Raw genomic sequence first — 24,928 nt, 5'->3', positions numbered from 1 at the left:
GGATCGGCCCGCACCCATCTCGGCACCGGCCGCGCCGGGCTTGGCTGCGCCGATCGCGGCTCCTCCGGTTCCCCCTGCCTCCCCCGCGACGCCGATCTCCGCCCCGCACACGCCACCGCCCGCCATTCGCCCTGCCTCCGGCCAGGCGCCGGTCTCCGCGCCGCCCGCCTCGCCTGCCGGTCCCCCGGCGACCACCGGGCCCCTGCCCCCGCCGCTGTCGGTGCCCGACCTGCCGTCCCCGCAGAACGGGCCCTCCGCAGTGGGGGCCGGTGCGGGCGGGAGCGGCCAGCAGCCGCCGGCCACTGCGGCGCCCGGCTGGACCAAGCCGACAGTCCAGGTGCAGCAGATCGCGCCGCTGCTGCGGGAGGAAGCCGAACGGGTCGCCACGGCGGCACCGACCCCGCCGCCCACCACGCCACCCGTCCCGCCGCCGGCCCCACCGGTCGCCGCTCCACTCGCAGGCACGCAGTCCACCGGCGCTCCCCCCGTAGGCACGCCCGTCAGCGGCGTACCCGCGAGTGCCCTGCCGGCGCCGACCCACCAGGTCAGCGGTCCGCCGACGCTGTTCCCGCCGATGAGCGCGCCGCCGACACCCGCATACCCGGTCAGTGGTCCGCCGGGGCACCCCGCGTACCCGGTGAGCGGTCCTCCGGGGCGCCCGTTGTACCCGGTGAGCGGGCCACCGGGGGGCGTACCGGCGAACCCGTACCTCGCCGGGCCGGGTGGCCCGGCCCAGCCCGGCGGGCCGCATCCGGTGAGCGGGCCGCCGGCCGTGGCCCCGGTCAGCGCGTCGCCCGTACCGCCGTGGGGGTTGACCGCGTCACCGTGGAGCAGCGCCGCACCGCCGCAGCCGCTCGACCGGCCGGCCGACGTGCGGCCGGAGGCGTCGACGGAGGACGCCGACGAACCGGACCCGCACCCGCTGCCCGGGCCCGAACCGGCCCCGGCCGTCCCGTCGCCGCTGCCGGTCTACGACGACCTGCTCCAGTTCCCCGAGCCGCAGCGCACTGCGCCAGCGCCCGGGCCGGAGGCGTACCCGGTGCAGGGGGCGTGGCCGGCGGTGCCGGTACCGTTCCAACAGCCGCCCGCGTACCCGCAGGTCGAGGAGCCCGAGCCGGGCGGCCGTAACCGTGCGCTGCTCGCGGTGGCGGCCGGCGCCGCGGTGGTGGCCGTGGCCGCCGCGGTCGGCGTGGGAGTGGTGCTCAACCGCGACCCGGCGCAGGCGCCCGCGCCCGGGCAGACCCGGGCGAAGCCGATGGCGACTGGCGCGCCCCCGGGTGACCTGCGGTTGCGCGACGAGGCCACCACGATCACCATCACCTGGACGGACCCGGCCGGCGGCGGTGTGCCGTTCATGGTGGCCGGTGGCCGGGCCGGCCAGAAGCTGGGGGTGATGGCCACGGTGGATCCGGGCCAGACCAGCTACACGGTCAACGGGCTGAGCGGGAAGCTGGACTACTGCTTCACGGTGCTGGCGGTCTACTCCACGGACGCGTTCGCCACCTCGGGTCAGGTCTGCACCGACCGGGAGCGCGCCACCCCGCCGGGCTGACCGACCGTCCACCCGCAACACGCTCAGTGTCCACAGCGGAACGGTGCGGGTTCCCCCACGTCAGGGCGGCCCATATGATGTCTCCCGGCTCTGGGGAGGGTCGTCGCCGCCCGGCACGTCTCCCCGCACCGACACCGGGAGGCAGCCGGCAGTGGCCACCATCGAGGGCGTCACGAGCACCGGGGCGGACACGCCCCGGACCCGCTCCCGGATGCGGGGCGGGCTGGTCACCATCGGCACCGTGGCGGCGCTGCTGGTCGCCATGGGACTGACCGTCCTCGGGCTCGGCGCCGCCGACAACGCGGTCGCCAACTACGACGCGAGTTCGTGGCTGTGAAGCACCACCCGCAGCGAGATGGCCCGGGTCAACGGGGTCACCGCGCGGGTCGACACCCGGGTCGAGATCCCCGGCGCCCGTCGGCACCAACTGCAGGTCACCCAGACCGATCGGCTGCCGCGGTCCGGGAGGACCTGCCGGTGAGTCTGCTGCTGGTCGTACCGGCCGACGGGAACCCGGCCGGCGCCGGGGGGCCGCTGGACCGGCTCGCCGCGGTCGAGCTCACCGAGGCCGGGGACGACGTGCTGCGGACCGCGATGAGCCGGCTGCGGCAGGAACGGCTCGGCGACACGCTGGTCTTCCTCACCGGGCCCGGTGGCCGCGGGGACCTGGGGCACGTCGGCGCGCTACGCGGGGCGTACCCGTCGGTGCTGGTGGGGGTCCTCGGCGTGGCGGAGCCGACGCCGGCGGGCGCGGCCGGCCTGGTGGTGGTGGACGCGGCGGACGGCGCCGAGTTCGCCGCCGAGGGGGACGGGGTCCGCCGGCGGCGAGCCTGGCGCCGCCCCGCGGCGTCGACGCGCCGAACGAGCCGCCGCCGGCGGAGGAGCGGCGTGGTGGGGCCGTGGCGCGGGTGGTGGGCGCCGTGCCGGCGCCGCTGGCGCTGGCGCTGATCACGATGATCGCCCTGGCCGGGGTAGTGCTCGACCGGGTGTACGCGGGGCCGCTGCTGACCCGGCTGATGCTCGGCGCCGCGGTCGGCTCGGTGCTGGTCAGCGTGGCCGCCCGGCGGCTGCCGTCCTGGCTGGTCGCGCCGCTGTCGATGCTCGCCCTGGCCGGGTGGGCGGCGCTGGCGCTACGGCTGGCCGCCGCGCACGCCGACCTGCCGGGGAGCCTGGGCGCGGTGACGGCGGACGCCGCCCGCAACGCCATTCCCCGGCTGCTGACCGCGATGATCCCGGTCGAACCGGCCCCGGACACGGTGCTGCTGCCGCTGGTCGCCGCGTGGCTCGCGGGTCTGGCGGGCGCGGAGGTGGCGCTGCGGGCCGGTCGGGCGCTGCTCGGTTACCTGCCGCCGGCCCTGCTCTACGCGGGCGCGCTCTACGTGGTCGGCCCGAACGCGCAGCCGGCGATCTGGCCGACGGTGGCGTTCGCCGCGGTCGCCGCGGTGGGCCTGGCGGCGCCGTCGCGGCGGGACGGCCCGGCGGCCGGCGACCCGTCGGCCGGCCTCGCTCCGGCGGTACGCGCCGCGGTCCGGGTCCGGCTGCTCGCCGCCAGCGCGGCGGGGGTGGCGGTGGTGGTCGGGCTCGCCGCCCTGCTCGCCCCGGTGGTGGCCGGTCGGGTGGAGGAGCGCCCGGTGGACCCGCGCCGGTACGTCGAGCCGCCGCAGGTCGAGACGCTGGACGAGAACCCGCTGATCCGGATCTCCGGTTGGACGTTGAACCCGGACCAGCGGCTGCTGGAGGTCCGTACCGAGGCGGGCGGGAGCGGGCCGTCGGGGCAGGACCCGGCCCGGATCCGGCTCGCCGTACTCAGCGACTACGACGGGGTGACCTGGCGGGTGGGGGCCACCTACCGCAACGCCGGCCGGATCCTGCCGGCGAAGGAGCCGGCCCCGGGCGGTGCCACCGACACGGTCCGTCAGGAGATCACCGTGGCCGACCTGACCGGGCGGTTGCTGCCGGCGGTCGCCACGCCTCGGGAGATCAGCGGCGCCCGGGTGGCGTACGACCCGGCGACCGGGACGCTGATCCGGCCGGAGGGGCTCGCCCCCGGGCTGCGCTACACGGTCACCTCGGTCCGGGAGCGCCCCGACGGCAACCTGCTCGCCACGGCGAACGTGCCGGCCGGTGACGCGGTGTCCCGGCTGCTGCGGGTGGCCGACGGGGCGCCGGAGCAGTTGCGTCGGCTCGCCGCCCAGCTCGCCGAGTCCAACGGCGCCCCTTACGCCCGGGCCGCGGCGATCGAGCAGTTCCTGGCCGAGCACTACCGGGTCACCGCGGACGCGCCGAGCGGGCACGCGTACCCGAACCTGGCCTTCTTCCTCTTCGGTCCACGTGACGACGGCGGGCAGCGGGGCACCTCGGAGCAGTTCGCGGCGGCGTTCGCGGTGCTGGGCCGGCTGGTCGGGCTGCCCACCAGGGTGGTGGTGGGCTTCGCACCGCGGGGCGACGGCCCGGTCCGCGCGGCGGACGCCTTCGCCTGGCCGGAGGTGCTCTTCGAGGGCGTCGGCTGGGTGCCGTTCGACCCGATGCCGCGGCCGGACGAGGAGCCCCGCCCGGTGGAGGAGGACTTTCGTCCCACCCCGGACGACCCGCTCCCGTCGGAGGTGCCGGAGCCGACCGTGGCGCCGACGGGGACGCCCCCGGCCGAGGTCGGGTCCGGCCCGGCGGACGACCGGTCCGGGCTCTCCGCCCCGGTGCTGGTGGGTGGCGGCGCGGGCGGCCTGGTGCTGCTGGTCGGGCTGGCGCTGCTGACGCTGGCGGCGCTGCGCCGGAACCTGACCCGGGCCCGGCTGGGGCGGGGTGACCCCGGTCAGCGCATCGCCGGCGCCTGGCGGGAGGTGACCGACGCGCTGCGGCTGGCCGGCCATCCGGTCGGCGAGGACCTGGCCGCGGCCGAGGTGGCCGAGGCGGCGGAGCGGGTCCTCACGGGGGCCCGGGCGGCGACGGCCACCGAGGTGGGCGGCCTGGCGGTGGCGGTGGACGAGCTGGCCGGGCTGCTCAACCAGGTCGCCTTCGCCCCGGGCACGGCGGCCCCGGAGCAGGCGGCCCGGGCGGCGACGGTCGCCGACGGGTACGTGGCGGCGCTGCGGGCGGCCCGCCCCCGGTGGCGGCGGCTGCTCTGGTCGGTGCACCCGGGGCCGCTGCGCTGGCGCCGCTGACGGCTTGCCGCCGGGACCTGCCGTCGGGGCATGTCCGCGGTTTCCTGGGCGGTCATCGCCGCCCTCACCGGCGCCCTCGTGGTCACGGCGGATCGGCGGTGGCGCGCGGCCCGCCCAGTGACGTCGGCGGCGGCGCAGGCCAGGTCTGACCGCGGGCGGCGGACGCGGCGTGGTCAGCCGCGCAGCCGACGGACGAGTTTGCGCAGGCCGGCCTGCCAGCCGTCCGGGTCCTCGGCGCGCCGCCGGGCGTAGGCGGCGACCTCCGGGTGGGGCAGGATCAGGAAGCGCTCCTCGGCCAGCCCGGCGATGGTCGCCTCGGCCACCTGGTCGGGGGTGAGCACCGCCCCGGAGGCGGCGACGACCCGGGCGCCGAGGTGGCCGGCGGCGAGGCCGTCGGCGAGCATCGGGGTGTCCACGCCCTGCGGGCAGAGCGCGCTGACCCGGATGCCGGCGTCCCGGTAGGTGATGGCGAGCCACTCGGCGAAGCCGACCGCCGCGTGCTTGGTCGCGGTGTACGGGGCGTCTCCGACGGCGGTGAGCACGCCTGCCGCCGAGCAGGTGAGCAGCAGGTGCCCCGAGCCGCGCCGCAGCATCGCCGGGAGCACCGCCCGGGCGGTGTAGACATGGGCGAGGACGTTCACCCGCCAGGCCCGGTCCCAGTCGGCGTCCGGCGCCTCCACTCCCCCGCCGGTGGCCACCCCGGCGTTGGCACAGAACAGGTCGATCCGCCCGTACCGCCGCTCGGTCTCCTCGACCAGCGCCCGGACCTGCTCCTCATCGGTGACGTCCAGGCCGACGGCGTGCGCGACCGGACCGATGTCCGCGGCGACGGCGCGGGCCGCGTCGGCGTCCAGGTCGGCGACGACGACGGCGGCGGCGCCCTCGGCGACGAAGCGGCGGGCCAGCGCCGATCCGATGCCGCCGGCGCCGCCGGTGACGACGGCCACCCGGTCGGTGAGGTTCATATCAGCTCCGGTCCGCGTCGGCGACGCCCAGTCGGGGGATCAGCGTGGCCAGCGCCGCCGCGCCGCCGGCGGCCAGCTCCGGGGTGGGCAGCAGCGCCATCACCGGGACGTCCACCCCGGCGTCTGCGTAACGGCGGACCTGCGCCACGCAGTGTTCGGGCGAGCCGTGCAGCACCAGCGCGTCGACCACCTCGTCGGGCACGGCCGCGGCGGCGCCGCGCCGGTCCCCGGCCGCCCACGCCGCCCACATCGGACCGAGTGTCGCCTCCCGGCCGAGCCAGCGGTGGAAGGCGGCGTACGCGGGGACGGTGAGGTACCCGGTGATCAGGCGGCGGCCCAGCGCCCGGGCGTGCGCGGCGTCCTCGGTGGGGCAGACGAAGATCCGGGTGGCGACCTCGAAGCCGGGCCGGCGGTCGCCCAACTCGGCGAGGGCCTGCGGGACGTCGTCGGCGGCGAGCCAGTTGAGGATCACCCCGTCGGCCTCGGCGGCGGCGAGCCGGAGCATGCCGGGGCGCAGCGCGGCCAGCAGCACCGGCGGCGGCACGGCCGGCGGGCGTTCCAGGGTGAAGCGGCGGACGGTGAAGGTGTCGTAGACCTCGTCGACGGTCTCGCCGCGCAGCGCGGCGCGGAGGAACCGCAGCACGTCGCGGGTCCGCCGGAACGGCTCGTCGAAGCGGATCGCGTTCCAGTCGCCGACCAGCACCGGCGAGGAGGCGCCGATGCCGAGGGCGAAGCGCCCGGGCGCGGACTCGGCGAGCGCGGCGGCGCTCATCGCGAGCAGCCCCGGCCCGCGGGTGAAGACCGGGATGATGGCGGTGCCGAGGCGCAGCCGGGGCTGCCAGGCCGCGGCGAGCGCCAGCGGGGTGAACGCGTCGGTCCCGGCGACCTCAGAGGACCAGACGTCGGTGAAGCCGGCCCGGTCGAGGGCCGCGTAGACCGCGGCGTGGTCGGCGAGCGGGATCCCGCTCAGCGGTACCGTCATGCCCCATCGGTTCGTCACCGGTCGATCGTGCCCGCTCGCCGTCGCTGTAAGCAAGATCCGGATCCGCTCGGGCGGCGACGATATGTGCGATACACACCACCCCGTCGGGAAAGAGTGTTACGACTGCCAGGTGGGCTGGACCAGCGGCGGGGGCCGTCGCGCATGGTGACCGGCGGGGACGCCGGCGGCAGGGGGCCGCTGCTCCCCACCACCACCCCCGCGCGGGCCACCTTCCTGGAGCTCTTCTTCGACCTGGTGTTCGTCTTCGCGCTCACCCGCATCTCGGACCGCTCCTTCGAGGACCTCGCATTGGAGGCGGGCGGCACCACGGGGTGGTCGCCGATCACCGGCGGCGGCAAGACCCTGCTGCTGCTATTCGCGCTCTGGGCGGTCTGGCAGGGCACCGCGTGGACCACCAGCCGCTACGACCCGAACCACCTGTGGGTGCAGACGATCGTGCTCACCGCGCTGGTGGCCAGCATGGTCATGGGCGTGGCGATCCCCCGCGCGTTCACCGAGTCCGGCCTCGCGTTCGCGGTCGCGTACGTGGTGGCGCAGGTGTCCCGCCCGGGGATCCTGGTGCTCACCCTCGGCGAGCGCCAGTACCGACGGCTCAAGCTGCGGATGCTGATCGTGTTCTGCGTGAGCGGGGTGTTCTGGCTGACCGGGGCGTTCGTGCCGACCGACGTCCGGATCGCCCTGTGGGGGATGGCGTTGGGGATCGAGTACCTGGCGACCCGGACCGGCTGGCCGGTGCCGGGGCTGGGCCGGTCCACGGTCTCCCGGTGGGACATCGCCGGCCAGCACCTTGCCGAGCGCTACCAGTAGTTCTTCCTGATCGCGCTCGGCGAGACCATCCTCGTGGCGGGTTTCGCCTACAGCAGGGGCACGTTCGCACCAGCGAACACCGCCGCCTTCGGCATCGCGGTGATCACCTCGATCCTGCTCTGGCGGATCTACTTCCAGCGGGCCGGGCAGATCCTCGGCGAGGCGGTCGCCAAGGCCCGGCACCCCGCCACGATCGGCCGGTCGGCCGCCGACACCCACCTGGTCATGCTCATCGGGATGACCGGCACGGCAATCGGGTACCAGTTGGCCATCAAGCATCCGGTGACCCACCCGGAAGCGGCCTGGGTGGCGATGATCATCGGCGGCCCGGTCCTCTTCCTGGCCGGGCGGGCCCGCTTCGAGTACGAGGTCTTCGCCCGGGTGTCGCGGTCCCGCTGGATCGCCATCCTCGCCCTGCTCGCACCGGTGCCGGTGCTACTGCACCACCCGCCGCTGATCTCCGCCACCGTGGCCGCCGCGGTGCTGGCCGCGGTGGCGGTGGCCGACGCCCGCCGGGCGCGGGGCAAGCCGCCGGAGGCGGCCGCGCCGCCGTTCTGAACCACCACGCTCCGGGGTGCGGCACCGGTGCGGCGTCGACCGCGCGGGACCGTCCGGGCCGCGGACCGGCGCTACGATCCGCGGGTGACCTTCTCGATCGTCGCCCGTTCGGCCGACGGCCGCCTGCACGGCGTCGCCGTGGCCAGCAAGTTCCTCGCCGCCGGCGCGCTGGTCCCGGCCGCCGAGGCCCAGGTCGGCGCCGTCGCAACCCAGGCGCACGTCAACCTCGCGTACGGGCCGCAGGGGCTGGCGCTGCTGCGAACCGGGGTGGCGGCCGCGGACGTGGTGGCCGGCCTGGTCGCCGCCGACCCCGGCCGGGACGACCGGCAGCTCGGCGTGGTGGGAGCGACCGGCGACGGGGCGACCTGGACCGGGCCGCGCTGCCACCCGTGGGCGGGTGGACAGGCCGGCGACGGCTGGGCCGCGCAGGGCAACATCCTGGCCGGACCGCACGTCGTCGACGCGATCCGGGACGCCTGGCTCGGCGGGGATGGCCTGCCGTTCCCGCAGCGGCTGCTCGCCGCGCTGCACGCCGGTGACCGCGCGGGCGGCGACCGCCGTGGCCGGCAGAGCGCCGGGCTGCTGGTGGTCGAGCGGCACGGCGGGTACGCCGGCACCGGCGACACCCTGGTGGACCTGCGGGTGGACGACCACGCCGACCCGGTGACCGAGCTGGGGCGCCTGCTCGACACGCACACCCTGCTCTTCGGCAAGCCCGACCCGGCCACCCTGCGGGAGCTGGCCGGACCGCTCGCCGACGAGGTCGCCGCGCTGCTGGCCGCCGTCCGCCACCCGGTGGGCGCGGCCGGCCTGGACGACGCGCTCGCGTCCTGGGCCGGTGTGGAGAACCTCGAGGAGCGGCTGGTGCCGGGCCGGATCGACCCGATCGTCCTGGCCCACCTGCGCCGCACCGCGCCGCACGTCCCGGCCGCCCGCGCCGGCGACTGACCCCACTCCACCGGCACCCCGCCACCCCGGCAGGACTCGCCCCCGCGCGGCCCGTCCGGGCCACCAAAGTCCATGACCGATATGCCTGACAGACATATTCATGCCTCTCAGGCATGTCGCTCGCCGCATACACATGCCCCAGCGCGCGACACCCCGGCGCCCTCGGGCGCGGCCTCCGGACCTTTCGGAACGCTGCCGCGACCGCGACGACGACCGGCCGCGCCGGGTCAGCCGCCGAAGGCGAGCCAGCGGAAGCCGGCCTCCTCGACCAGGGCTCGCTCCCGGTCGGTCAGCCCGGCCCGGCCGGTGGCCTTGCGGATCACCGTCAGCGGGTCCCAGTCGAGCCCGTCCGGGACGGGCCGGCCCCCGGTCAACAGGTCGACCACCACTGCGGCGGCCGTCGGGGTCAACCAGGGCCGCCGATCCAGCGCCTCGGCCAGGTCCAGGCCGTGCACGCCGACCTCCACCACCCGGGTACGCAGGAACTCGGTCAGGGTCATCGCGTCGCCGTGCCGGGTGCGGACCAGCCGGCCCGGTGGCTGCGCGGCCACCGCCTCGTCGGTGGCCCGCCAGGCCTGCGCGAAGTCCGCCGCCACCTCCGGTACGCCGGGCCGCTCGCGCGCCTCCCGCCTGGCGCTGTCGATCCGGGCGCCGTCCACCTCTGGGGTGAACTTGGCTGCCCCGAAGTAGCCGGCCGCGTCCACTTCCGCCCGGTCCGGGGCGGGGGCGGCGAGCATGTCGACGAGGCGGCCGGCGCCGGTGCGGACGTGCGCCACGAGGTCCCGGGTGGTCCAGGGTGGGCAGGGCGTGGGCCGGTCGAGGTCCGCCTCGGCGAGCCCCCGCAGGATCTCCGCCAGCCGCGCGCACTCGTCCCGGAACGCCGCCCGCACCTCGTCCATCTGTTCTCCCCCGATCATCCGGCTTGCCGGGCGTACCTTCTCACGCGGCCGTTTCGGCACCCCCGGGCCGGGTACGCGCCGGTGGACGAAAGGGGCGTCGAATGGCCGGCATCATGCTGCGCAGCACCGCGTTCAATGATCACGACCTGCTACCCGGACGCTTCTCCCGGGAAGGCGGAAACCTCTCGCCGCCGCTGGAGTGGTCCGAGGTCCCCGACGGGACCGAGGAGCTGATCCTGATCGTCGAGGACCCGGACGCCGGGAAGGCTCCTTTCCTGCACTGGCTGGTGACCGGGATCCCGCCCGAGTCCGGCGGGGTCGCCGAGGGCGCGACACCCGACGGGGGCCGCGAGTGGCCCAACAGCTTCGGCACGACCGGGTGGGGCGGCCCGCATCCGCCACCGCACGAGGACCCGCACCGGTACTTCTTCCGGCTCTACGCGCTGGAGCGTCCGCTTGAGCTGCCCGAGGCGCCCCAGGCGACCGACGTGCACCGGGCGCTGACCGATCGCGAGATCGCCAGCGGCACCATGGTCGGCACCTTCTACCGCTAAGAGTTGAGTCGTAACGGTTGTTGCGGCTCACGGCCCGGCCCAGCTAGACCCGATGGCGGGTGTGGCTGCTTGGGTTGGGTGGTCCTGCGTGGCCGTGGCACCCGGCGTACCAGGTGCTCGTTCTCATCAGGGGTGTCCCGTGGTCGGGTCTTTCGTCCGGCAGAGGCCACCAGGGTGGTGGCTGTCGCACCTGCCGTGCCACGGCCGTGGGGTCGGGGCAGGGTGATCACGGTTGACCGGGCCAGGGCCTCTTGCTGCCCTTGCACCCGGGCCGCGAGCGCGGCCCGGAAGTCTTCATCGATGTAGGCCGTTGCCGGCTGGTCGGGGTCGGTCAGGCGGACGCAGGCGGCCATCGCCGCGGCGACCAGGTCCCGATCCCCGGTCAGACCGCAGGCCGGGCAGGTGTGGGTGCGCTGGCCGAGGGCTTTCTTCTCCCGGCGGCCGCACGGGCACTGCTGCGACAGCGCCGTCTGCCGGGTTCCGGCCCGTAGCAGCCGGCCACCGGCCACCGCGCACTCGGCTTTCAGCGCGGTGGTGAGCATGCCCGGGGAGAACAGGGCGATGGCGCGGCCCCACAGCCGCGCCCAGGCGCGGATGTCGGTGTGCTCGACGACTAGGTACGGGCCGTGCACGGCGACGATGCTGCGGGCGGTGTCGCGGGACCGGGCGTGTCTCGCCTGCGACGCGGAGCGGCTGTCGGCGGCGTGCCGGCCGCGGGTGCGCCGGTAGGTGGTGGACAGCGTGTCGCAGCGGTACGCCTGTTTCGGCCGGCCGGCCGCGTCTGATACACGGGCGCCGCCGGGAAGGTCGACGCTCCTCGCCGGCAGGCCGGCGCCGGCACGCCGGGCCGCGCGCTTCTGCTGCCGTACGGACGGCTGGTACTGGTGGGGGTTGCTGTTGCGGCGGGACCGGTCCAGGGCCCGCTGCCGACGGCGGGCGGTGACTGCGGCCTTCTCCGCCGCGGCGCGCTGGTCCGGGGTGACGGTCACCTGGCCGGCGGCGAGGCCGCCAGGGGCGCCGGGGTCGGCGGGCATGGAGACGACCGACAGGTTGGACACGTTACCGTCCACGCCGCCGACCCGGTCCCGGGGTGCGGCCGCCCGCCGGGTGGCGACCGCGGGACTGGTCCAGCCCTGGTCGAGGATCATCAAATGGGCGTAGACGCGCCACCCGCCGGGCGCCTTCGGGTCCTCGACCCGCACCAGGTCGATCTTGTGCCACTGGTCGGGTCGGCCGAGGAAGTGGTCCAGGCGGCCCTGCTGTCCGGCACCCTGCGGCAGCCGGACCGGCAGGACCAGGTCCTGACCGCAGCCGGTGAACACCACCGCCAGCGGCCCGTCGTACGCCCACCAGCGGGCCGAGCCGGCGGGTCGCTCCGGTGCCGGCAGGACAGCCGGCTGCGACAGCGCGGATTCCGGGTCACGGGGCGGGAACGCCGTGCGGTGCCCGTCGAGGGAGCCGACCAGCCGGAACGTCTCCCACGTGCGCGACTTCGTGTGCGAGCGGGCCCGGCCGGGGATCCGGGTCGAATCCCACCAGGTGCCGACCCTCGGCCGGCCGTGCCGGTGGCCGGTGGCGTCGGCGAACAGGTGCCGGTCGACCGTCTCCCAGACCTCGTCGGCCAGGTGCATCGCCAGGGCTTTGGTCAGATGGTGGCGCAGCCACACCGACTCTTCGAGGTGCTGGTATGCCGCCTGCTCGAACGCGGTCCGGGACAGCCGGAACCGGCGGCGCGCCTCGGCCGGGCTGCCCTCGGCGCGTAGCTGGTGCGCGGCCCAGTACGCGTCCACCCGTGCCCGGGCCTGCCGCTGCAACGCCCGCCGCAGTTGGAACTCGGCGGCGAATATGCCGAACACCCGGCGCCGGCGGCCGGGCTCGGTCAGATCCACCTCGAGCCGGATCACCGCGGTCGGCGCGTCCTTGTCCCGGCGCCAGTTCTTCGCTTTCGACTTGCCCCGCGTGCGCCGGGCGCCGGTTGGCTCTGCCGTCAACGTTCCCGTCACCTCCACCCGCATGCGCAGCACCGCGCCGGTACACGGCAGCATACGACCAAGATCCACACATGTGCATCAGCCGCCGCTACCAGAACCTGGTGCAGCTCACCAGCCTGACTGGTCCGCAACTGTCGGCTCTCGTCGTCCGTGTCGCCGCAGCGCTACCGCCCACGACCGGCCGGCCGTGGAAGCTGTCCCTCACCGACCGCATCCTGGTCACCTGCGCGGCGGTGCGCACGAACCTGACAACCCGGGCGCTCGCCGCCGTGTTCCGCATCAGCCAGGCGATGGTCGTGCGGGTCCTGCGGCACCTGCTACCCGTGCTCGCCGGTCTGCCCCGCAGCCGGCACCGGCCCGGCCACGGCCGGCGGTGCACGTGGATCATCGACGGCACCCTCATCCCCGCCCACGACCAGCAGCGTGCAGCGCCCTCGAAGAACTACCGGCGCAGCGTGAACCTGCAGGTGGTCGTCCGCCGTTGCGACCGAAGCGTGGTTGCCGCAGGCGTCGCCTGGCCGGGGAACCGGAACGACATCGTCGTCGCCCGCGCGCAACCCGGCCTGCTCGCCGCGGCGCCGCGGCAGATCCTTGGTGATGGCGCCTACCGGTCACTGCCTGGTGTGACCACACCCACCCGCCACCAGAACGGCCGGATCATCCGGGACGACGCCTGGCGACGGCACCGCCGTCGCCGCGCCACCGTCGAACACGTGATAGCCCGGCTCAAGGACTGGCAGATGCTGCGGCAGATCCGCCGCCGCGGCGACCAGATCGACCACGTGATCGGCGCCGCCGTCGCGATCTACAACCACCGCCTCGACCAGTTGCGACTCAACTCTTAGTGCGGTGTCAACTGACGTTCACCGGGTCTCCGGTGGGTGTCGCGGATCCTCGCCTGTTGGGCGAGCGACTCCCCACCGGCTGGTGGGGCGGGCCTCCGCGGGCCAACTGATCCTCGCGCCACCCATGGGCGGCGGGGGTCACGCCGGGACCGGCCGGCAGCGAGCAGGTGTCGGCCGGCTCGACGGTGCGTGACCACCTCCGGCAGCACGACAGCTGCCGGGGTGGTGGATCCGCCGCCCGGGATGCGGGTGGCGATGCTGGCCGCCGGCCTCACACAGCAGGGCTGCCCCGGCGTCACCCGCAACGCGACACGCGCGGTGCGATGCACGACCCGCGGGGCGGCGGGATCCCCACGGCGAAGCACGAACCGAAGCCAACACCACCCCAACCACACTTTCCCCAACCCCGACCAACCCGGCCAACGATTGTGGACACCGCACTATCCCTTGTACCGCGGCACCAGGCGGTGGACCGTCGCGAGAACCAGCGCGGCCACCACGGCGATCGTCCCGACGATGCCGGCCGCGCTGCCCGCGTACCCGACGAAGAGGCTGCGGCGGGACAGTTCATCGGCCGGGACCTCGGGGAGGTCGACCAGCCAGGACAGGGCGAGCCCGGAGGCGACGAGGGCGAGCAACCCGCCGAGGCCGAGCACGGCCGCGGCGACCCGGTGCGCGTCCTCGGGGGAGATCGTCGCCCGTTCCCGCTGGAAGAAGAGCAGGACCAGGCCGGCCGCCGCCGCCCACGCCCCGACCAGGAGGAACGCCGCCACGGCGTCGCTCGGTCGGTGCCAGCCGGCGGAGAGGGTGGCCACTCCGGCGGCGGCGGCGTACCCGGCGCCGAGGAACGCGCCGAGGACCCGCACCTTGCGCGGGAGGACGAGGATCAGCGCGATCGCCACCGAGGCGGCCACCGCGGTGTGGCCGCTGGGCAGGCTGTTCCCCGCCGCCGCCCGTTCCGGGTCGACGCCGAAGTCCGGCCGGGTCAGGAAGTGCTTGAGCAGCTGGGTGCTGACGTTCGCCCCGGCGATCAGCAGGGTGGCCGTCACCGCCAGGGCCTTGCGGCCCCGGATCAGCGCGATGAAGCCGATCACCGCGGTGGCCACCAGCAGCGACACCGCCGACATGGCGTTGAGGATCCGGTCCACCGGCCCGTCGATCCGCTCCTGGCCGATCCGGTTGCCGGTGAGCGCCACCGTGTCGAGCCACTGGCCGACCTCGGTGTGCAGGGCGAAGCGCCACACCACCAGGAAGGCGGCCGCCTGCACCAGGGCCAGCACGACCAACCAGACCGCCGTCCAACCCCTCGCCGTCTCCCGCACCCGCACACCGTAGCGGCCGGCCCGCGTCGGCGCTCGGCGGGACCGCGGCGTAGGACGGCCGATGGTCCGGCGGCCCGGGCGAGGCGGCGGGGACGACCGGGCGGAGCGCGGGCCGGGCCGCTGCCGGCCGGGTGCGCGGAGCTGCGGCATCGGGGGGCGCCGTCCGATCGGGACTGCCGGGCGCGGGAACGTAAAAGAGAGGCCGCCACGGGGGGAGCGGCCTCTCTTGTGACGTACGTTACTCCGTCCACCGCCGCCGTGTGATCCCGTGCCGCCCCCATTTTCGCGGGCTTTTTCGCGGCAATCTCGTCTCCGAACGGAGTGGTGGGCCGGCTGGTCCGCTGCGTCGGCCGGACGGCCGGCCCACCCGGCCTGACCGTGGGAATCATGCCGTCCGCCGACCGGGTGTCTCCAGTTCCCCCAGGGCCGGGTCGGACTGACGGACGGGCGGGGCCGGCCGCCCGTCCGCCAGGAGCGGTCACCCGTTGGGGAACAGGTTCCAGTACCCCGGCCGCCGTCCCGGTCGAGCCCGCGCCCCGAGAGCCCCGGCCCCCGCGGGAACATGGCGTGGCAGCGCCTGCCCTATTATGGGAGCGCTCCCGGCCGTCGGGTGGCCACCTTCCTCCGAGGAGAAACGCCCATGTCGATACTCATCCGACGGCGCCTGCTCCGCCGCGCCGCCCTGTCCGCGACGGCCGCCGGAGCGGCCCGCGCCGGGCTCGCGGGCACCGTCCCGGCCGTCGTGGCCGCCACGGCCGCCGGTGGCTGCGACAGCACCCCGGACCGGGAGAGCAGCCCCGAACCGCGCGGACCGCTGCGGTTCCCGCCGGGCTTCCGCTGGGGCGCGGCCACGTCGGCGTACCAGATCGAGGGGGCGGCGAAGGAGGACGGCCGGGGCGCTTCCATCTGGGACACCTTCAGCCACACCCCCGGCCGGACCCGCAACGGCGACACCGGTGACGTCGCGGCCGACCACTACCACCGCTACCGCGACGACCTGAACCTGATGGCCGGCCTCGGGCTGCGCAGCTACCGGTTCTCCATCTCCTGGCCGAGGATCCAGGCCGACGGCGCCGGCAAGCCGAACCAGCGCGGCCTCGACTTCTACCGCCGGCTGGTCGACGGGCTGCACGAGCGGGGCATCGCGCCGATGGCCACCCTGTTCCACTGGGACCTGCCGCAGGCGTTGCAGGACGCCGGCGGCTGGGAGTCGCGGGACACCGCCCACCGCTTCGCCGAGTACGCCGACGCGGTCTTCCGCGCCCTCGGCGACCAGGTCCCGGTCTGGCTGACCATCAACGAGCCGAAGACCGTGGTCCAGAACGGCTACCTGTGGGGGCACCACGCGCCGGGCCGGCAGGACCCGCAGGCCGCCTACCTGGTCGCCCACCACCTCCAGCTGGCGCACGGCCTGGCCGTGCGCGCGCTGCGGGCCACCGGCCAGGCCGGCCGGATCGGTCCGGCGCTCAACCTGCACCCCTGCTACCCGGCCGACGACAGCCTGGAGGCGGCCGCGGCGACCCGGCTGTACGACGGCTACGAGAACCGCCTCTACCTCGACTCCGTCCTGAAGGGCTCGTACCCGCAGGACGTGCTGGCCGACCTCGGCCCGGACAGCCGGATGGTCGCCGGCATCCGCGACGGCGACCTCGACGTCATCGCCAGCCCGGTGGACCTGCTCGCGGTGCAGTACTACACGCCCATCTACGTCACCGGCACCGGCGACACCGTCCGCCGCTGGCCCACCTCTGAGGCGGACTGGCAGCAGATCCACCCCGAGGGGATGTACGACATCCTGACCCGGGTCACCCGCGACTACGGCCGGATCCCGCTCACCATCACCGAGAACGGCCTGCCCTGCCCCGACAGGCTCGGCCCCGACGACACCGTCGACGACTCCCGCCGGATCGACTTCCTCCGCGACCACTTCGCCGCGGCACACCGGGCGATCGCCGACGGGGTGCCGCTGGAGAGCTACCACGTCTGGTCGCTGCTGGACAACTTCGAGTGGGCCGAGGGGTACGACCAGCGCTGGGGCCTGGTCTACGTCGACTACCCGACGCAGCGTCGGGTGCTCAAGCGCAGCGCCCACTGGTACCGCACGGTGATCCGCGACAACGGTCTCTGAGCGCCGCGCCGGCGACCGGGCCGGGGCGTCCGCCCCCGGCCCGGTCGTCCCGGTCAGCGGGGCAGGGCCTGCTGCAGTTCCGCCCGCAGCGCGGGGGTGAGCATCTCGCCGGCCTGCTTCGCCAACCGCGCCATCTCGTAGCCGACCACGCCGATGTCGGCGTCGGCGCCGGCCAGGGTGGCCAGGATGGAGCCGTCGCGGATCTGCATGACGAGGAAGTACCCGCGCCCCATCTCCACGACCGTCTGCTTGACGACGTCGCCGTCGAACATCTGGGCGGCGCCCGCGGTGATGCTCATCAGCCCCGAGGTCACCGCGGCCAGCTTGTCGGCGTGGTCGCGGGGCAGGTGGGCGGAGAGCGCCACCAGCAACCCGTCGGAGGAGACCACCACCGCGTGCGCCACCCCGGGGACCCGTTCGGCAAACGCGTTCACCAGCCAACTCAGGTCACGCGCCTCCTGGCTCAACGTCATCATTGTTGTCCCGTTTCCTCTCATGATGCTTTGGTGAGCATGTGATTGGATGTCCCGCCTTGCGGTGGGACGGTCCCGGTCTTGCTCGCCGAAGCGATGCCGGGTTGACGCTTCACGGCCACCGGCCCGCCTTGGCGGGTCTTACGGTCGGCTTCACGTCCGGCCACCGGGCCACTCCCGGCGGTGTTCACCTCAGCCGCGAGTGCGGCGAGGTTACGTGCGGCGTTGAGGTCCCGGTCGAGGGTCAGGCCGCAGACGGTGCAGGTGCAGGTCCGCTCGGACCGGGTCAGTTTGGTTTTCACCGCGCCGCCGCCCGAGCAGGTTTTTGAGGACGGATACCAGCGGTCGGCCACGACCATCCGGCCGCCGTTCCAGGGGTCGAGCGGCGCCGGGACTTGAGCCGCGGGGTCAGGTCGAGCGCGAACCGATACGCCTGCATGATCCTCACGCTGGCTCGCCCCCGGTAGCGACTTCGACCGCCCGGCGGGCTCGGTCCGCGGCGGAACTGCTGGCCACCCCTTCACTGCGGTCGCCGATGGGCGGCATGATCAACTCTCTGGTCTCCTCGGCCTCGGCCCGCCGCACCCCGCCGTAGAAGCGGGAGAGCATGCCGCCGACCGCGTCCGGATCGGGGTCGTGGCGCGGGGTGGGCTCGTCGGGGCGGGCGGACCGGGTGACCGCGGCGAGCTGCGCCATCGGCACCCGTACCGGCAGGCCCCCCTCGTTGGTCCCGCCGGTCACCGGCGTCTCGACGGGCGGCGGGGTGACCCTGGGCGTCGACGACGACGACGACCCCTGCCGGGAGAACCAGCCACCGCCGGCGGCCGGCCCGCCCGCCGACGGCGTGAGCACGTTCTCGGCCCGGACCGGCACCTGCCTCCTCTGCCGCGGCACCGCCGGTGGCTCCGGCCGCCGACCCGCCACCGGCAGCTCCGTCGGGGCCCCCGGTCGGCCCCGCCCCGGCGGCGCCACCGGCGGCACGGCGGGCGGGGCGGACGGCCGGCTGGCCGCGAGGACCTCGGTGGTCAGCATCCGGGGCGTGACCGGCGCGTCCAGCTCGGGAGCCGGCGCCGGCGCGAGCAGCTCGGCGGGGATCCGGATCTGGGCGACCAGGCCGTCCGGACCGCCCTGCAACCGGATCCGGACGCGGTGCCGGGCACCCAAATGGCTGATCACGAACAGACCCATCCGTTCGGAGGCCGCGACGTCGGCCGCCGGCGGCTCGGCCAGCACCGCGTTCGCCTCCGCCAGCGCGCTCGGACTCATGCCGAGCCCCTGGTCGGCGATCTCCACCAGCGCCCCGAGGCCCTCGGCCCGGGCGATGACCCGGACCGTGGTGTCCGGGCGGGAGAACGCGGTCGCGTTCTCCAGCAACTCGGCGAAGAGATGCACCAGGTCGCCGACGGCATGCCCCACCACGTGCAGGTCCGCGCTCGAGGAGTGGCGGACCCGCTGGTACTGCTCGATCTCGGCGCTGGCGGCGAGCAGCACCGCCGCCAGGCCGACCGGGCGGTTCCACCGTCGGGTGGACTCCGTGCCGGCCAGCACCAGCAGGCTCTCGTCGTTACGGCGCATGCGGGCGGCCAGATGGTCCAGCTTGAACAGGTTCTCCAGCTGGTCCGGGTCGCTCTCCTCGCGTTCCAGGTCGTCGAGGAGTTCGAGCTGCCGCTCGACCAGCACCTGGCTGCGCCGGGCGAGGTTGACGAACATGGAATTGACGTTGCGTCGCATCAGCGCCTGCTCGACGGCGACGCTGACCGCGCTACGGTGCACCGCCACGAACGCCTCGGCCAGCTCGCCGATCTCGTCCAGCGAGCGGACCACCGCCGGCGCCACGTCGATCCCGGTCACCGGGCTGTCCACGGCGCGCAGCCGGTCGAGGGCCTCGGGCAGCTCGACCTGCGCGATCCGCAGCGCCTGGCTGCGCAGCAGCCGCATGGACCGGGCGATGGAGCGACCGATCAGCAGCGAGATCAGCACCGCGACCAGAAGCACCGCGACGATGGCGCCGGCCACCAGCAGGGTGTCCCGCAACTGCCCCGCGCTGGCGTCGCCGGCGCGGCGTACGGCGTCGTCGAGCACCGCGCCCTCGAGCTGCCGGAGCAGCTCCTGGCGCTCCTGGCTGGCCGCCCACCACTGCGTCGCGGGCAGCAGCTCCGGTGGGGCCGCGCCGCTGGCGAGGGTCTTCTCCTCCATCCGGGTGGCCGACACGAACGCCGGGTCCGCCGACGTCTGGTCGTAGCGGCGGACCTGGTCGGCGGTGGCCGCCACCCGGAACGCGCCCAGGGCGGTCAGCTGCTGGGCCCGCAGGTCGGTCAGGGTCACCTGGTCGTCCACCTCGTACCGGCCGGCACGGGCGGCGGCGTAGAGCTGCCCGCGGATCCGCGAGGAGAGCTCCTTGACCCGGGAGAGCTGCACGTAGCGCAGCACCACGTCGGTGAGCACCCGCTGGTCGTCGCCGGGCGAGGGCTCGGCCAGCAGGTTGAGCAGGGCGTCGATGGCCCGGTGGTAGTTGCTCAGGATGGTGTCGCTGCTGAGCACCGCCGGCGGCACCGCCGCCCGGATGTAGATGATCTGGTCGTACGCCTCGAGCGCCTCGGAGTAGGCGACCCGCCAGGCGGCGTCGGCGTCGGCGAGCGGCGCGGCCGCCCCGCGCAGGTCGGCCAGGGCCTGGTCGGAGGCGGTCTGCAGCGGCTCCAGCGCGGCGATCGCGGCGTCCCGCTCGGCGCCCCCGGCGGCCTTGCGCAGCGCGGCCAGCTCACCCGCGGTCCGGTCCCGCTCCTGCTGGATCCGGTCCACCGCGGCGGTGATCTGCCGGCCGATGCCGACCTGCTGGGCGAAGTCACTCAGGGCGGTGGTCTGCCCGACCAGCGCCCGGGTCTGCACGCCGGCCAGGACCAGGAACGCGACCGAGGGGATGATCAGCACGGTGGCGAGCTTGGTGCCCATCCGCCAGTCGCGCAGCCGCAGCGCCGACCGGCGGCGGTGCGGAACGACCCGGACGTCGAACCGACGGCGGCGGTGGTTCGAGACCGCGCCCGCGCTGGGGTCGGGACCTGCGCCCACACATGCCTCCTCGGTCCCTCGCCTCCGCCATCTCGGGGAGCGCAGTCCATCCAACCAGGCCGTCGTACGGTGTCAACGGCCCCGGCCGGCCGGTGAACGAGGAAGGTCAGCCCGGCCGGGGGCTGGCTACGGTTGGCGCGTCCGCCTCGTCCGTCCGGCCGATGCCGCCGACGCGGGCGCCGTCGGCGACCCGGCCCAGCGCCACCAGCGCGGCCCCGGTCGCCCCGATCTCCGGATGCCGCTGGTGCCGTACCGGTCGTGGCGCCAGCGCGGCAACGAACGCCTGCCGCCACCACGCCGAGGCGGCCATCGCTCCCCCGCCGAGCACCACCTCGGCCGGCTTCACGACGCCGGACTCCAGCACCACCAGGTCCTCGGCGACCAGCCGGCACAGACCCGTCATCAACCCGGCGAGGAGGTCGACGGCGGTGGCGCCGAAGCTGAGCCCGCGCAGCTCACCGGAGCCGGCCGGCGCCAGGCCCGGCGGACGGTCACCGCCGAAGCGGGGGTTGGCCTGCACCCCGCCGTCCGCCGGCAGGCGGGACAGCGCCGCCTCCAGCTCGGCGCCCTCGGGCAACCGCAGCTCCCGCTGGGCCCAGGCGAAGAGGTTCCCGCCGCTGGAGTACGCCGATCCGGTCACCACGTGCTCGTGGTCGACCCGGTAGCGCCAGAGCTGGTCGGGCAGCGGCGGCAGCTCCATCCCCGCCGGCGCCGGCTGGATGAGGCGTACCGCTGCCGAGGTCCCGACGGTGACCGCGGCCCGGGACGGGTCGACGCAGCCGGAGCCCACATTGGACGCCGCGCCGTCGCCCACCGGCGAGGTCCACCGGGCCCCGGCCAGCTGCGGCCAGCGTCGGGCGTGCTCCGGCCGCAGCCGGCCGCGCCATCCCGCCGGGGCCAACGGGGGCAGCTCGCCGGAGCGTACGCCGGCCAGCTCGCAGGCCTCCGCGTCCCAGTCCAGCCGGCGCAGGTCGAGCAGCCCGGTCCCGGAGGCCATCGAGATGGAGATCGGCGCCTCGGTGAGCAGCACCCCGAGGACGTACTCGGCCAGGCCGGCGAAGCGGGCGACCGGGGTGGCCGCGCGCTCCCGCAGCCAGGGCAGCCGCACCGACCAGTAGGAGCGGTGCCACCACGTGCCGGTGCGCTGGTGGAAGGCGTCCGGGTCGGCCGGCCCGGCGACGCCCGCGGGCGGTGTCGGCCGGGTGTCCATCCAGGTCAGCACCGGCCCGAGCGGCTCGCCGCCGGCGTCCAGCGGAACCACCGAGTGCCACTGCGCCGAGGCCGTCACCAGCCCGATGTCGCGCAGGTGGCCGGCGTCGGCCAGTTCGTCCAGGCACTCCGCCAGGCTGGCGAGGTAGCGGCGGCCGTCCTGAGTGCCGGTGCCGTCCTCGCCGGTGACCAGGCGCATCTTCCGCCGGGCCAGCGCGCCGGGCCGCGGAGTGGCGTCCGCGTCCAGCACGAGTCCCCGTACGGAGGAGGTGCCCAGGTCGAGAGCAAGAATGTCCATCGCCGGTCAACCTACCCGGCAGGGCGGGCGACGAAGCCAAGATCCGGACTCCGCCGTCGCGCGGCGATCGGGTTCCCGGGGGCCGTCCGGTCGCGTACAGTGATCGCCATGCCCGCGCACCTGTCCTGCTGGTGGCCCGCCGACCCGGCGGCCCACCCCCGCGCGTAGCTTTCCCACGCGGCCGCCCGACGAGGCGGCCGCCGGTCTCTGCCCGGCATCCCGGGCCGCCCCACCGGCGGCGCCCGGCCCGAGGAGACCCCGATGACCCGCCCGCACGACCTGCTCGCCGCCGTCGCCGACGGCGTCGACCCCGGCCCGTTCGCGCTCGTCCGCCGCGAGGGCGCCGACCACCTCGAGCTCTTCACCGGCACGGTACGCACGGCCGACCGGCTCGCCGACATCCCGCTGCCGGACGGCCCGCCCGGCCCGCGCACGCTGGCCCTGGTCCCGTACCGGCAGATCGGCGAGCGCGGCTTCGCCTGCGTCGATGACGGCGTGCCGCTGGAGTGCCTGGTCATCTCCGCACACCATCGGATCGGGCTGGCCGAGGTGCTCGACGTCCTGCCCGACCGCCCGGTACGCAGCACGGGGGCCGGCTTCGACGTCGGCGACGACGAGTACGCCGCGACCGTCGGCCGGGTGCTCGCCGACGAGATCGGCCGGGGCGAGGGCGCCAACTTCGTCATCCACCGCACCATGCGGGCCACCGTGCAGGGACCGCCGCTGGTGGCGGCGCTGGCCGCGCTGCGCCGGCTGCTGCTGCGCGAGCGCGGCGCGTACTGGACGTTCGTGGTGCACACCGGGACCCGGATCCTGGTCGGGGCCAGCCCGGAACGGCACGTCAGCGTCGACGACGGCCTCGTCATGATGAACCCGATCAGCGGCACGTTCCGGCACACCGGCGCGGCGGCGGACCGCGACGCGCTGCTGCGCTTCCTCCACGACCCGAAGGAGGTCGAGGAGCTGTACATGGTGCTCGACGAGGAGCTGAAGATGATGGCCACCGTCGCCGAGCACGGCGGCCAGGTGGTCGGGCCGTACCTGAGGGAGATGGCGCACCTCGCGCACACCGAGTACCTGCTCGCGGGGCGCGGCTCGCGGGACGTCCGGGAGGTGCTGCGGGAGACGATGTTCGCCCCGACGGTCACCGGCAGCCCGATGGAGAACGCCTGCCGGGTGATCGCCCGGCACGAGCGGACCGGCCGCCGCTACTACGCCAGTGTCCTCGCGCTGCTCGGCCGGGACGACGCCGGCCGGCAGACCCTGGACGCGCCGATCCTGATCCGGACCGCGGAGCTCTCTCCCGCCGGCGAACTGCGGGTGCCGGTCGGGGCGACCCTGGTGCGGCACTCCACCGCCGCAGGCGAGGTGGCGGAGACGCACGCGAAGGCGGCCGGGGTGCTGGCCGCGCTCGGCCTCGGCCCGGACGCGCCGGAGCCCGGCCCCCGCCCAGCGGACCGGTACGAGCAGTCCGGCTCGGCGCGTCTGACGCCGCGCCACGACTCGGAACGGTCGCTCGCCGACGACCCGGAGGTACGCGCCACGCTCGCCGCCCGCAACGCCCCGCTGGCCCGGTTCTGGCTCGACCAGCGCACGCCCGGCGCGTCCGCGCTGCCCGAGCTCACCGGCCTGCGGGCGCTGATCGTGGACGGTGAGGACACCTTCACCGGGATGCTCGCCCACCAGCTCGACGCGCTCGGCCTGCGGGTCGACCGCCGTGACTGGCGGGAACCCGGCCCGGTGAACGGCTACGACCTGGTGGTGGTCGGTCCCGGGCCGGGCGACCCGGACGATCTCTCCGCGCCGAAGATGGCGACGATGCGGGCGCTGCTGGTGGGCCTGCTGGAGTCCGGCCGGCCCACGCTGGCGGTCTGCCTCGGGCATCAACTGCTCTCCGGGCTGCTCGGACTGCCGCTGCACCGGCGGGAGGCGCCGTACCAGGGGCTGCAGCGGGACGTTACGGTCTTCGGGGCGACCCGCCGGGTGGGCTTCTACTCCACGTTCACGGCGCGCGCCGACGCCGACCGGGTGGCCACCGCGTACGGGCCGGTGGAGCTGTCCCGGGACCCGGCGGACGGGGCGGTGGACGCGCTGCGCGGCCCGGGTTTCGCCGGGGTGCAGTTCCACCCGGAGTCGGTGCTCAGCCGGGACGGCCTGGCCGTGCTGGCCGACCTGCTCGGGCATCTGCTCGCCAATCCGGCACTGACCGGGCATGGTCCGGCCGATCGGGGGTAGGGCTTTGGGCGACCGGTGGCCCGGACGGGCCGAGAGCCCCCGTTCGGCCACCGGTCGCCACCGGCCGGGGTCAGCCGGCCAGGCCCTTCTTCAGCGCCGTGCTGATCTGGATCGCGCGCTTCGCGGTCAGCGCGGTCGCGTTGAGCGCGATGTCGTCGGGCGCGGTCTCGCCGTTGTTGCTGGTGTGCGAGGCGCCGTAGGGGTTGCCCGCGACGAACTGGCTGGGGTCGGTGTAGCCGGGGGCCACCACGATGCCACCCCAGTGGTAGAAGACGTTGAACAGCGCCAGCAGGGTGGACTCCTGGCCGCCGTGCGAGGTGGCCGTCGAGCAGAACGCCGAGTACACCTTGTTGACCAGCGAACCCTGGGCCCAGAGCGGGCCGGTGGTGTCGATGAACTGCTTGAGCTGGGCGGCGACCATGCCGTACCGGGTGGGCGAACCGAAGATCACCACGTCGGCCCAGGAGAGGTCGTCGAGCTGCGCCTCCATCACGTCCTGGGTCTCCAGGTGGTGCGCCTGCCAGCCGGAGTTGGAGCGGATCGCCTCTTCGGGCGCCAGCTCACGTACCTTGCGCAGGCGCACCTCGGCCCCGGCGTCGCCGGCGGCCTCGACCGCTGACTGCGCCATCTGGTAGGTGATGCCGGTCGCGCTGTAGTAGATCACCGCGACCTTGGTCCGACCATCCATCAGACGTTCCTCCTCAATTCGGATCAGCTCCGGCGACTACCCGTTGCCTGCGGCGTCAAACGATCACCAGGCACAGTCATCGAGGTCGATAGGTCGCGGCTGCTCAAGATTTGCGCAAGTTCCGATCCGCAACGGTGTCCGCGCTCCGCCCGCCGGGGATCCTGGTCGCACCGGTGTCGGCGGAACCCTGCCGCTGCCCCACACCGGCGAACCTGAACGGGGGATCGCG

General features: G+C 75.1%; 16 protein-coding genes and 4 pseudogenes. 10 read left to right on the top strand and 10 right to left on the bottom strand.

Annotation, left to right across the window (positions count from 1 at the left end; genetic code table 11):
- Window positions 1-1,087: 1,087 nt before the first annotated feature.
- From SLP03_RS18635 to SLP03_RS18620, 4 genes and pseudogenes are all read left to right on the top strand, one after another.
- Window positions 1,088-1,552, top strand: a pseudogene (locus tag SLP03_RS18635) (fibronectin type III domain-containing protein); the annotation flags it as partial.
- A 211-nt stretch (window positions 1,553-1,763) separates the two neighbouring features.
- A pseudogene (locus tag SLP03_RS18630) lies at window positions 1,764-2,006 on the top strand (hypothetical protein); the annotation flags it as partial.
- Window positions 2,006-2,374, top strand: a pseudogene (locus SLP03_RS18625) (DUF58 domain-containing protein); the annotation flags it as partial. The pseudogenes SLP03_RS18630 and SLP03_RS18625, both read left to right, overlap by 1 nt.
- 131 nt (window positions 2,375-2,505) lie before the next feature.
- Window positions 2,506-4,710 carry a DUF3488 and transglutaminase-like domain-containing protein gene (locus tag SLP03_RS18620; RefSeq protein WP_319461881.1) on the top strand — a complete coding sequence of 735 codons (2,205 nt, stop codon included), beginning with the start codon at window positions 2,506-2,508 and terminating at the stop codon, window positions 4,708-4,710.
- A gap of 173 nt (window positions 4,711-4,883) precedes the next feature.
- Here SLP03_RS18620 and SLP03_RS18615 read toward each other — a convergent pair whose 3' ends face one another.
- The gene (locus tag SLP03_RS18615) at window positions 4,884-5,675 is read right to left on the bottom strand and encodes an SDR family oxidoreductase (protein WP_319461877.1); all 792 of its coding nucleotides are present in this window, start codon (window positions 5,673-5,675) and stop codon (window positions 4,884-4,886) included.
- Between the two features lies 1 nt (window position 5,676).
- Entirely contained in the window at window positions 5,677-6,657 is a 981-nt protein-coding gene (locus SLP03_RS18610) for an LLM class F420-dependent oxidoreductase (RefSeq protein ID WP_319461880.1), read from the bottom strand.
- A 162-nt stretch (window positions 6,658-6,819) separates the two neighbouring features.
- On the opposite strand from SLP03_RS18610, the pseudogene SLP03_RS18605 reads away from it, so the two are divergent.
- Together SLP03_RS18605 and SLP03_RS18600 are read left to right on the top strand one after the other, a co-directional pair.
- Window positions 6,820-8,043: pseudogene (locus SLP03_RS18605) on the top strand (low temperature requirement protein A).
- An 84-nt stretch (window positions 8,044-8,127) separates the two neighbouring features.
- Entirely contained in the window at window positions 8,128-8,991 is an 864-nt protein-coding gene (locus tag SLP03_RS18600; RefSeq protein WP_319461876.1) for a DUF1028 domain-containing protein, read from the top strand.
- A gap of 227 nt (window positions 8,992-9,218) precedes the next feature.
- Here the strand turns inward: SLP03_RS18600 and SLP03_RS18595 are convergent, their stop codons facing one another.
- Window positions 9,219-9,890: a maleylpyruvate isomerase N-terminal domain-containing protein gene (locus tag SLP03_RS18595; RefSeq protein WP_319461875.1), complete on the bottom strand. Its 672-nt coding sequence runs from the start codon at window positions 9,888-9,890 to the stop codon at window positions 9,219-9,221.
- Window positions 9,891-9,991: 101 nt separating this feature from the next.
- Here SLP03_RS18595 and SLP03_RS18590 point away from each other — a divergent pair, with 101 nt between their 5' ends.
- Window positions 9,992-10,444, top strand: coding sequence for a YbhB/YbcL family Raf kinase inhibitor-like protein (locus SLP03_RS18590; protein WP_319461874.1), 453 nt, complete (start codon window positions 9,992-9,994; stop codon window positions 10,442-10,444).
- Here the strand turns inward: SLP03_RS18590 and SLP03_RS18585 are convergent.
- The gene (locus tag SLP03_RS18585) at window positions 10,441-12,489 is read right to left on the bottom strand and encodes a zinc ribbon domain-containing protein (protein ID WP_319461873.1); all 2,049 of its coding nucleotides are present in this window, start codon (window positions 12,487-12,489) and stop codon (window positions 10,441-10,443) included. The genes SLP03_RS18590 and SLP03_RS18585 overlap by 4 nt on opposite strands.
- 17 nt (window positions 12,490-12,506) lie before the next feature.
- Here SLP03_RS18585 and SLP03_RS18580 point away from each other — a divergent pair, with 17 nt between their 5' ends.
- Window positions 12,507-13,280: a transposase gene (locus tag SLP03_RS18580; RefSeq protein WP_319461872.1), complete on the top strand. Its 774-nt coding sequence runs from the start codon at window positions 12,507-12,509 to the stop codon at window positions 13,278-13,280.
- 440 nt (window positions 13,281-13,720) lie between these two features.
- On the opposite strand, the gene SLP03_RS18575 is transcribed toward SLP03_RS18580, so the two are convergent.
- Window positions 13,721-14,608, bottom strand: a complete 888-nt coding sequence (locus SLP03_RS18575; RefSeq protein ID WP_319461871.1) for a phosphatase PAP2 family protein — start codon at window positions 14,606-14,608, stop codon at window positions 13,721-13,723.
- A gap of 634 nt (window positions 14,609-15,242) precedes the next feature.
- On the opposite strand from SLP03_RS18575, the gene SLP03_RS18570 reads away from it, so the two are divergent.
- Window positions 15,243-16,730: a GH1 family beta-glucosidase gene (locus tag SLP03_RS18570; protein WP_319461870.1), complete on the top strand. Its 1,488-nt coding sequence runs from the start codon at window positions 15,243-15,245 to the stop codon at window positions 16,728-16,730.
- A gap of 53 nt (window positions 16,731-16,783) precedes the next feature.
- Here SLP03_RS18570 and SLP03_RS18565 read toward each other — a convergent pair whose 3' ends face one another.
- The 4 genes from SLP03_RS18565 to SLP03_RS18550 all read right to left on the bottom strand — a co-directional run bounded on the left by SLP03_RS18565 (window position 16,784) and on the right by SLP03_RS18550 (window position 21,776).
- Entirely contained in the window at window positions 16,784-17,197 is a 414-nt protein-coding gene (locus tag SLP03_RS18565; protein ID WP_319461869.1) for a roadblock/LC7 domain-containing protein, read from the bottom strand.
- Between the two features lie 26 nt (window positions 17,198-17,223).
- The gene (locus tag SLP03_RS18560; RefSeq protein WP_319461868.1) at window positions 17,224-17,727 is read right to left on the bottom strand and encodes a zinc ribbon domain-containing protein; all 504 of its coding nucleotides are present in this window, start codon (window positions 17,725-17,727) and stop codon (window positions 17,224-17,226) included.
- Window positions 17,648-20,269, bottom strand: coding sequence for a nitrate- and nitrite sensing domain-containing protein (locus tag SLP03_RS18555; RefSeq protein WP_319461867.1), 2,622 nt, complete (start codon window positions 20,267-20,269; stop codon window positions 17,648-17,650). Before SLP03_RS18555 ends, SLP03_RS18560 begins: the two co-directional genes overlap by 80 nt.
- Before the next feature lie 106 nt (window positions 20,270-20,375).
- A complete protein-coding gene (locus SLP03_RS18550; protein ID WP_319461866.1) occupies window positions 20,376-21,776 on the bottom strand; it encodes a gluconokinase in 1,401 nt (466 codons plus the stop codon).
- A gap of 261 nt (window positions 21,777-22,037) precedes the next feature.
- Here SLP03_RS18550 and SLP03_RS18545 point away from each other — a divergent pair, with 261 nt between their 5' ends.
- Complete coding sequence (locus SLP03_RS18545) at window positions 22,038-24,011, top strand: chorismate-binding protein (protein ID WP_319461865.1); 1,974 nt, start codon at window positions 22,038-22,040, stop codon at window positions 24,009-24,011.
- A gap of 70 nt (window positions 24,012-24,081) precedes the next feature.
- On the opposite strand, the gene wrbA is transcribed toward SLP03_RS18545, so the two are convergent.
- Entirely contained in the window at window positions 24,082-24,699 is a 618-nt protein-coding gene (gene wrbA, locus SLP03_RS18540) for an NAD(P)H:quinone oxidoreductase (RefSeq protein WP_319461864.1), read from the bottom strand.
- Window positions 24,700-24,928 lie beyond the last annotated feature (229 nt).

The organism is Micromonospora sp. RTP1Z1, assembly GCF_033804685.1.
Lineage (GTDB): Bacteria > Actinomycetota > Actinomycetes > Mycobacteriales > Micromonosporaceae > Micromonospora.
This window is presented reverse-complemented; position numbering and strand designations above follow the sequence as displayed.

Bases quoted from the DNA above. Each gene is read 5' to 3' on its own strand.
- wrbA (WP_319461864.1), bottom strand. From the start codon at position 24,699: ATGGATGGTCGGACCAAGGTCGCGGTGATCTACTACAGCGCGACCGGC.
- SLP03_RS18545 (WP_319461865.1), top strand. From the start codon at position 22,038: ATGACCCGCCCGCACGACCTGCTCGCCGCCGTCGCCGACGGCGTCGAC.
- SLP03_RS18590 (WP_319461874.1), top strand. From the start codon at position 9,992: ATGGCCGGCATCATGCTGCGCAGCACCGCGTTCAATGATCACGACCTG.
- SLP03_RS18585 (WP_319461873.1), bottom strand. From the start codon at position 12,489: ATGCTGCCGTGTACCGGCGCGGTGCTGCGCATGCGGGTGGAGGTGACG.
- SLP03_RS18620 (WP_319461881.1), top strand. From the start codon at position 2,506: ATGATCGCCCTGGCCGGGGTAGTGCTCGACCGGGTGTACGCGGGGCCG.
- SLP03_RS18570 (WP_319461870.1), top strand. From the start codon at position 15,243: ATGTCGATACTCATCCGACGGCGCCTGCTCCGCCGCGCCGCCCTGTCC.
- SLP03_RS18610 (WP_319461880.1), bottom strand. From the start codon at position 6,657: ATGACGGTACCGCTGAGCGGGATCCCGCTCGCCGACCACGCCGCGGTC.
- SLP03_RS18595 (WP_319461875.1), bottom strand. From the start codon at position 9,890: ATGGACGAGGTGCGGGCGGCGTTCCGGGACGAGTGCGCGCGGCTGGCG.
- SLP03_RS18615 (WP_319461877.1), bottom strand. From the start codon at position 5,675: ATGAACCTCACCGACCGGGTGGCCGTCGTCACCGGCGGCGCCGGCGGC.
- SLP03_RS18550 (WP_319461866.1), bottom strand. From the start codon at position 21,776: ATGGACATTCTTGCTCTCGACCTGGGCACCTCCTCCGTACGGGGACTC.
- SLP03_RS18580 (WP_319461872.1), top strand. From the start codon at position 12,507: ATGTGCATCAGCCGCCGCTACCAGAACCTGGTGCAGCTCACCAGCCTG.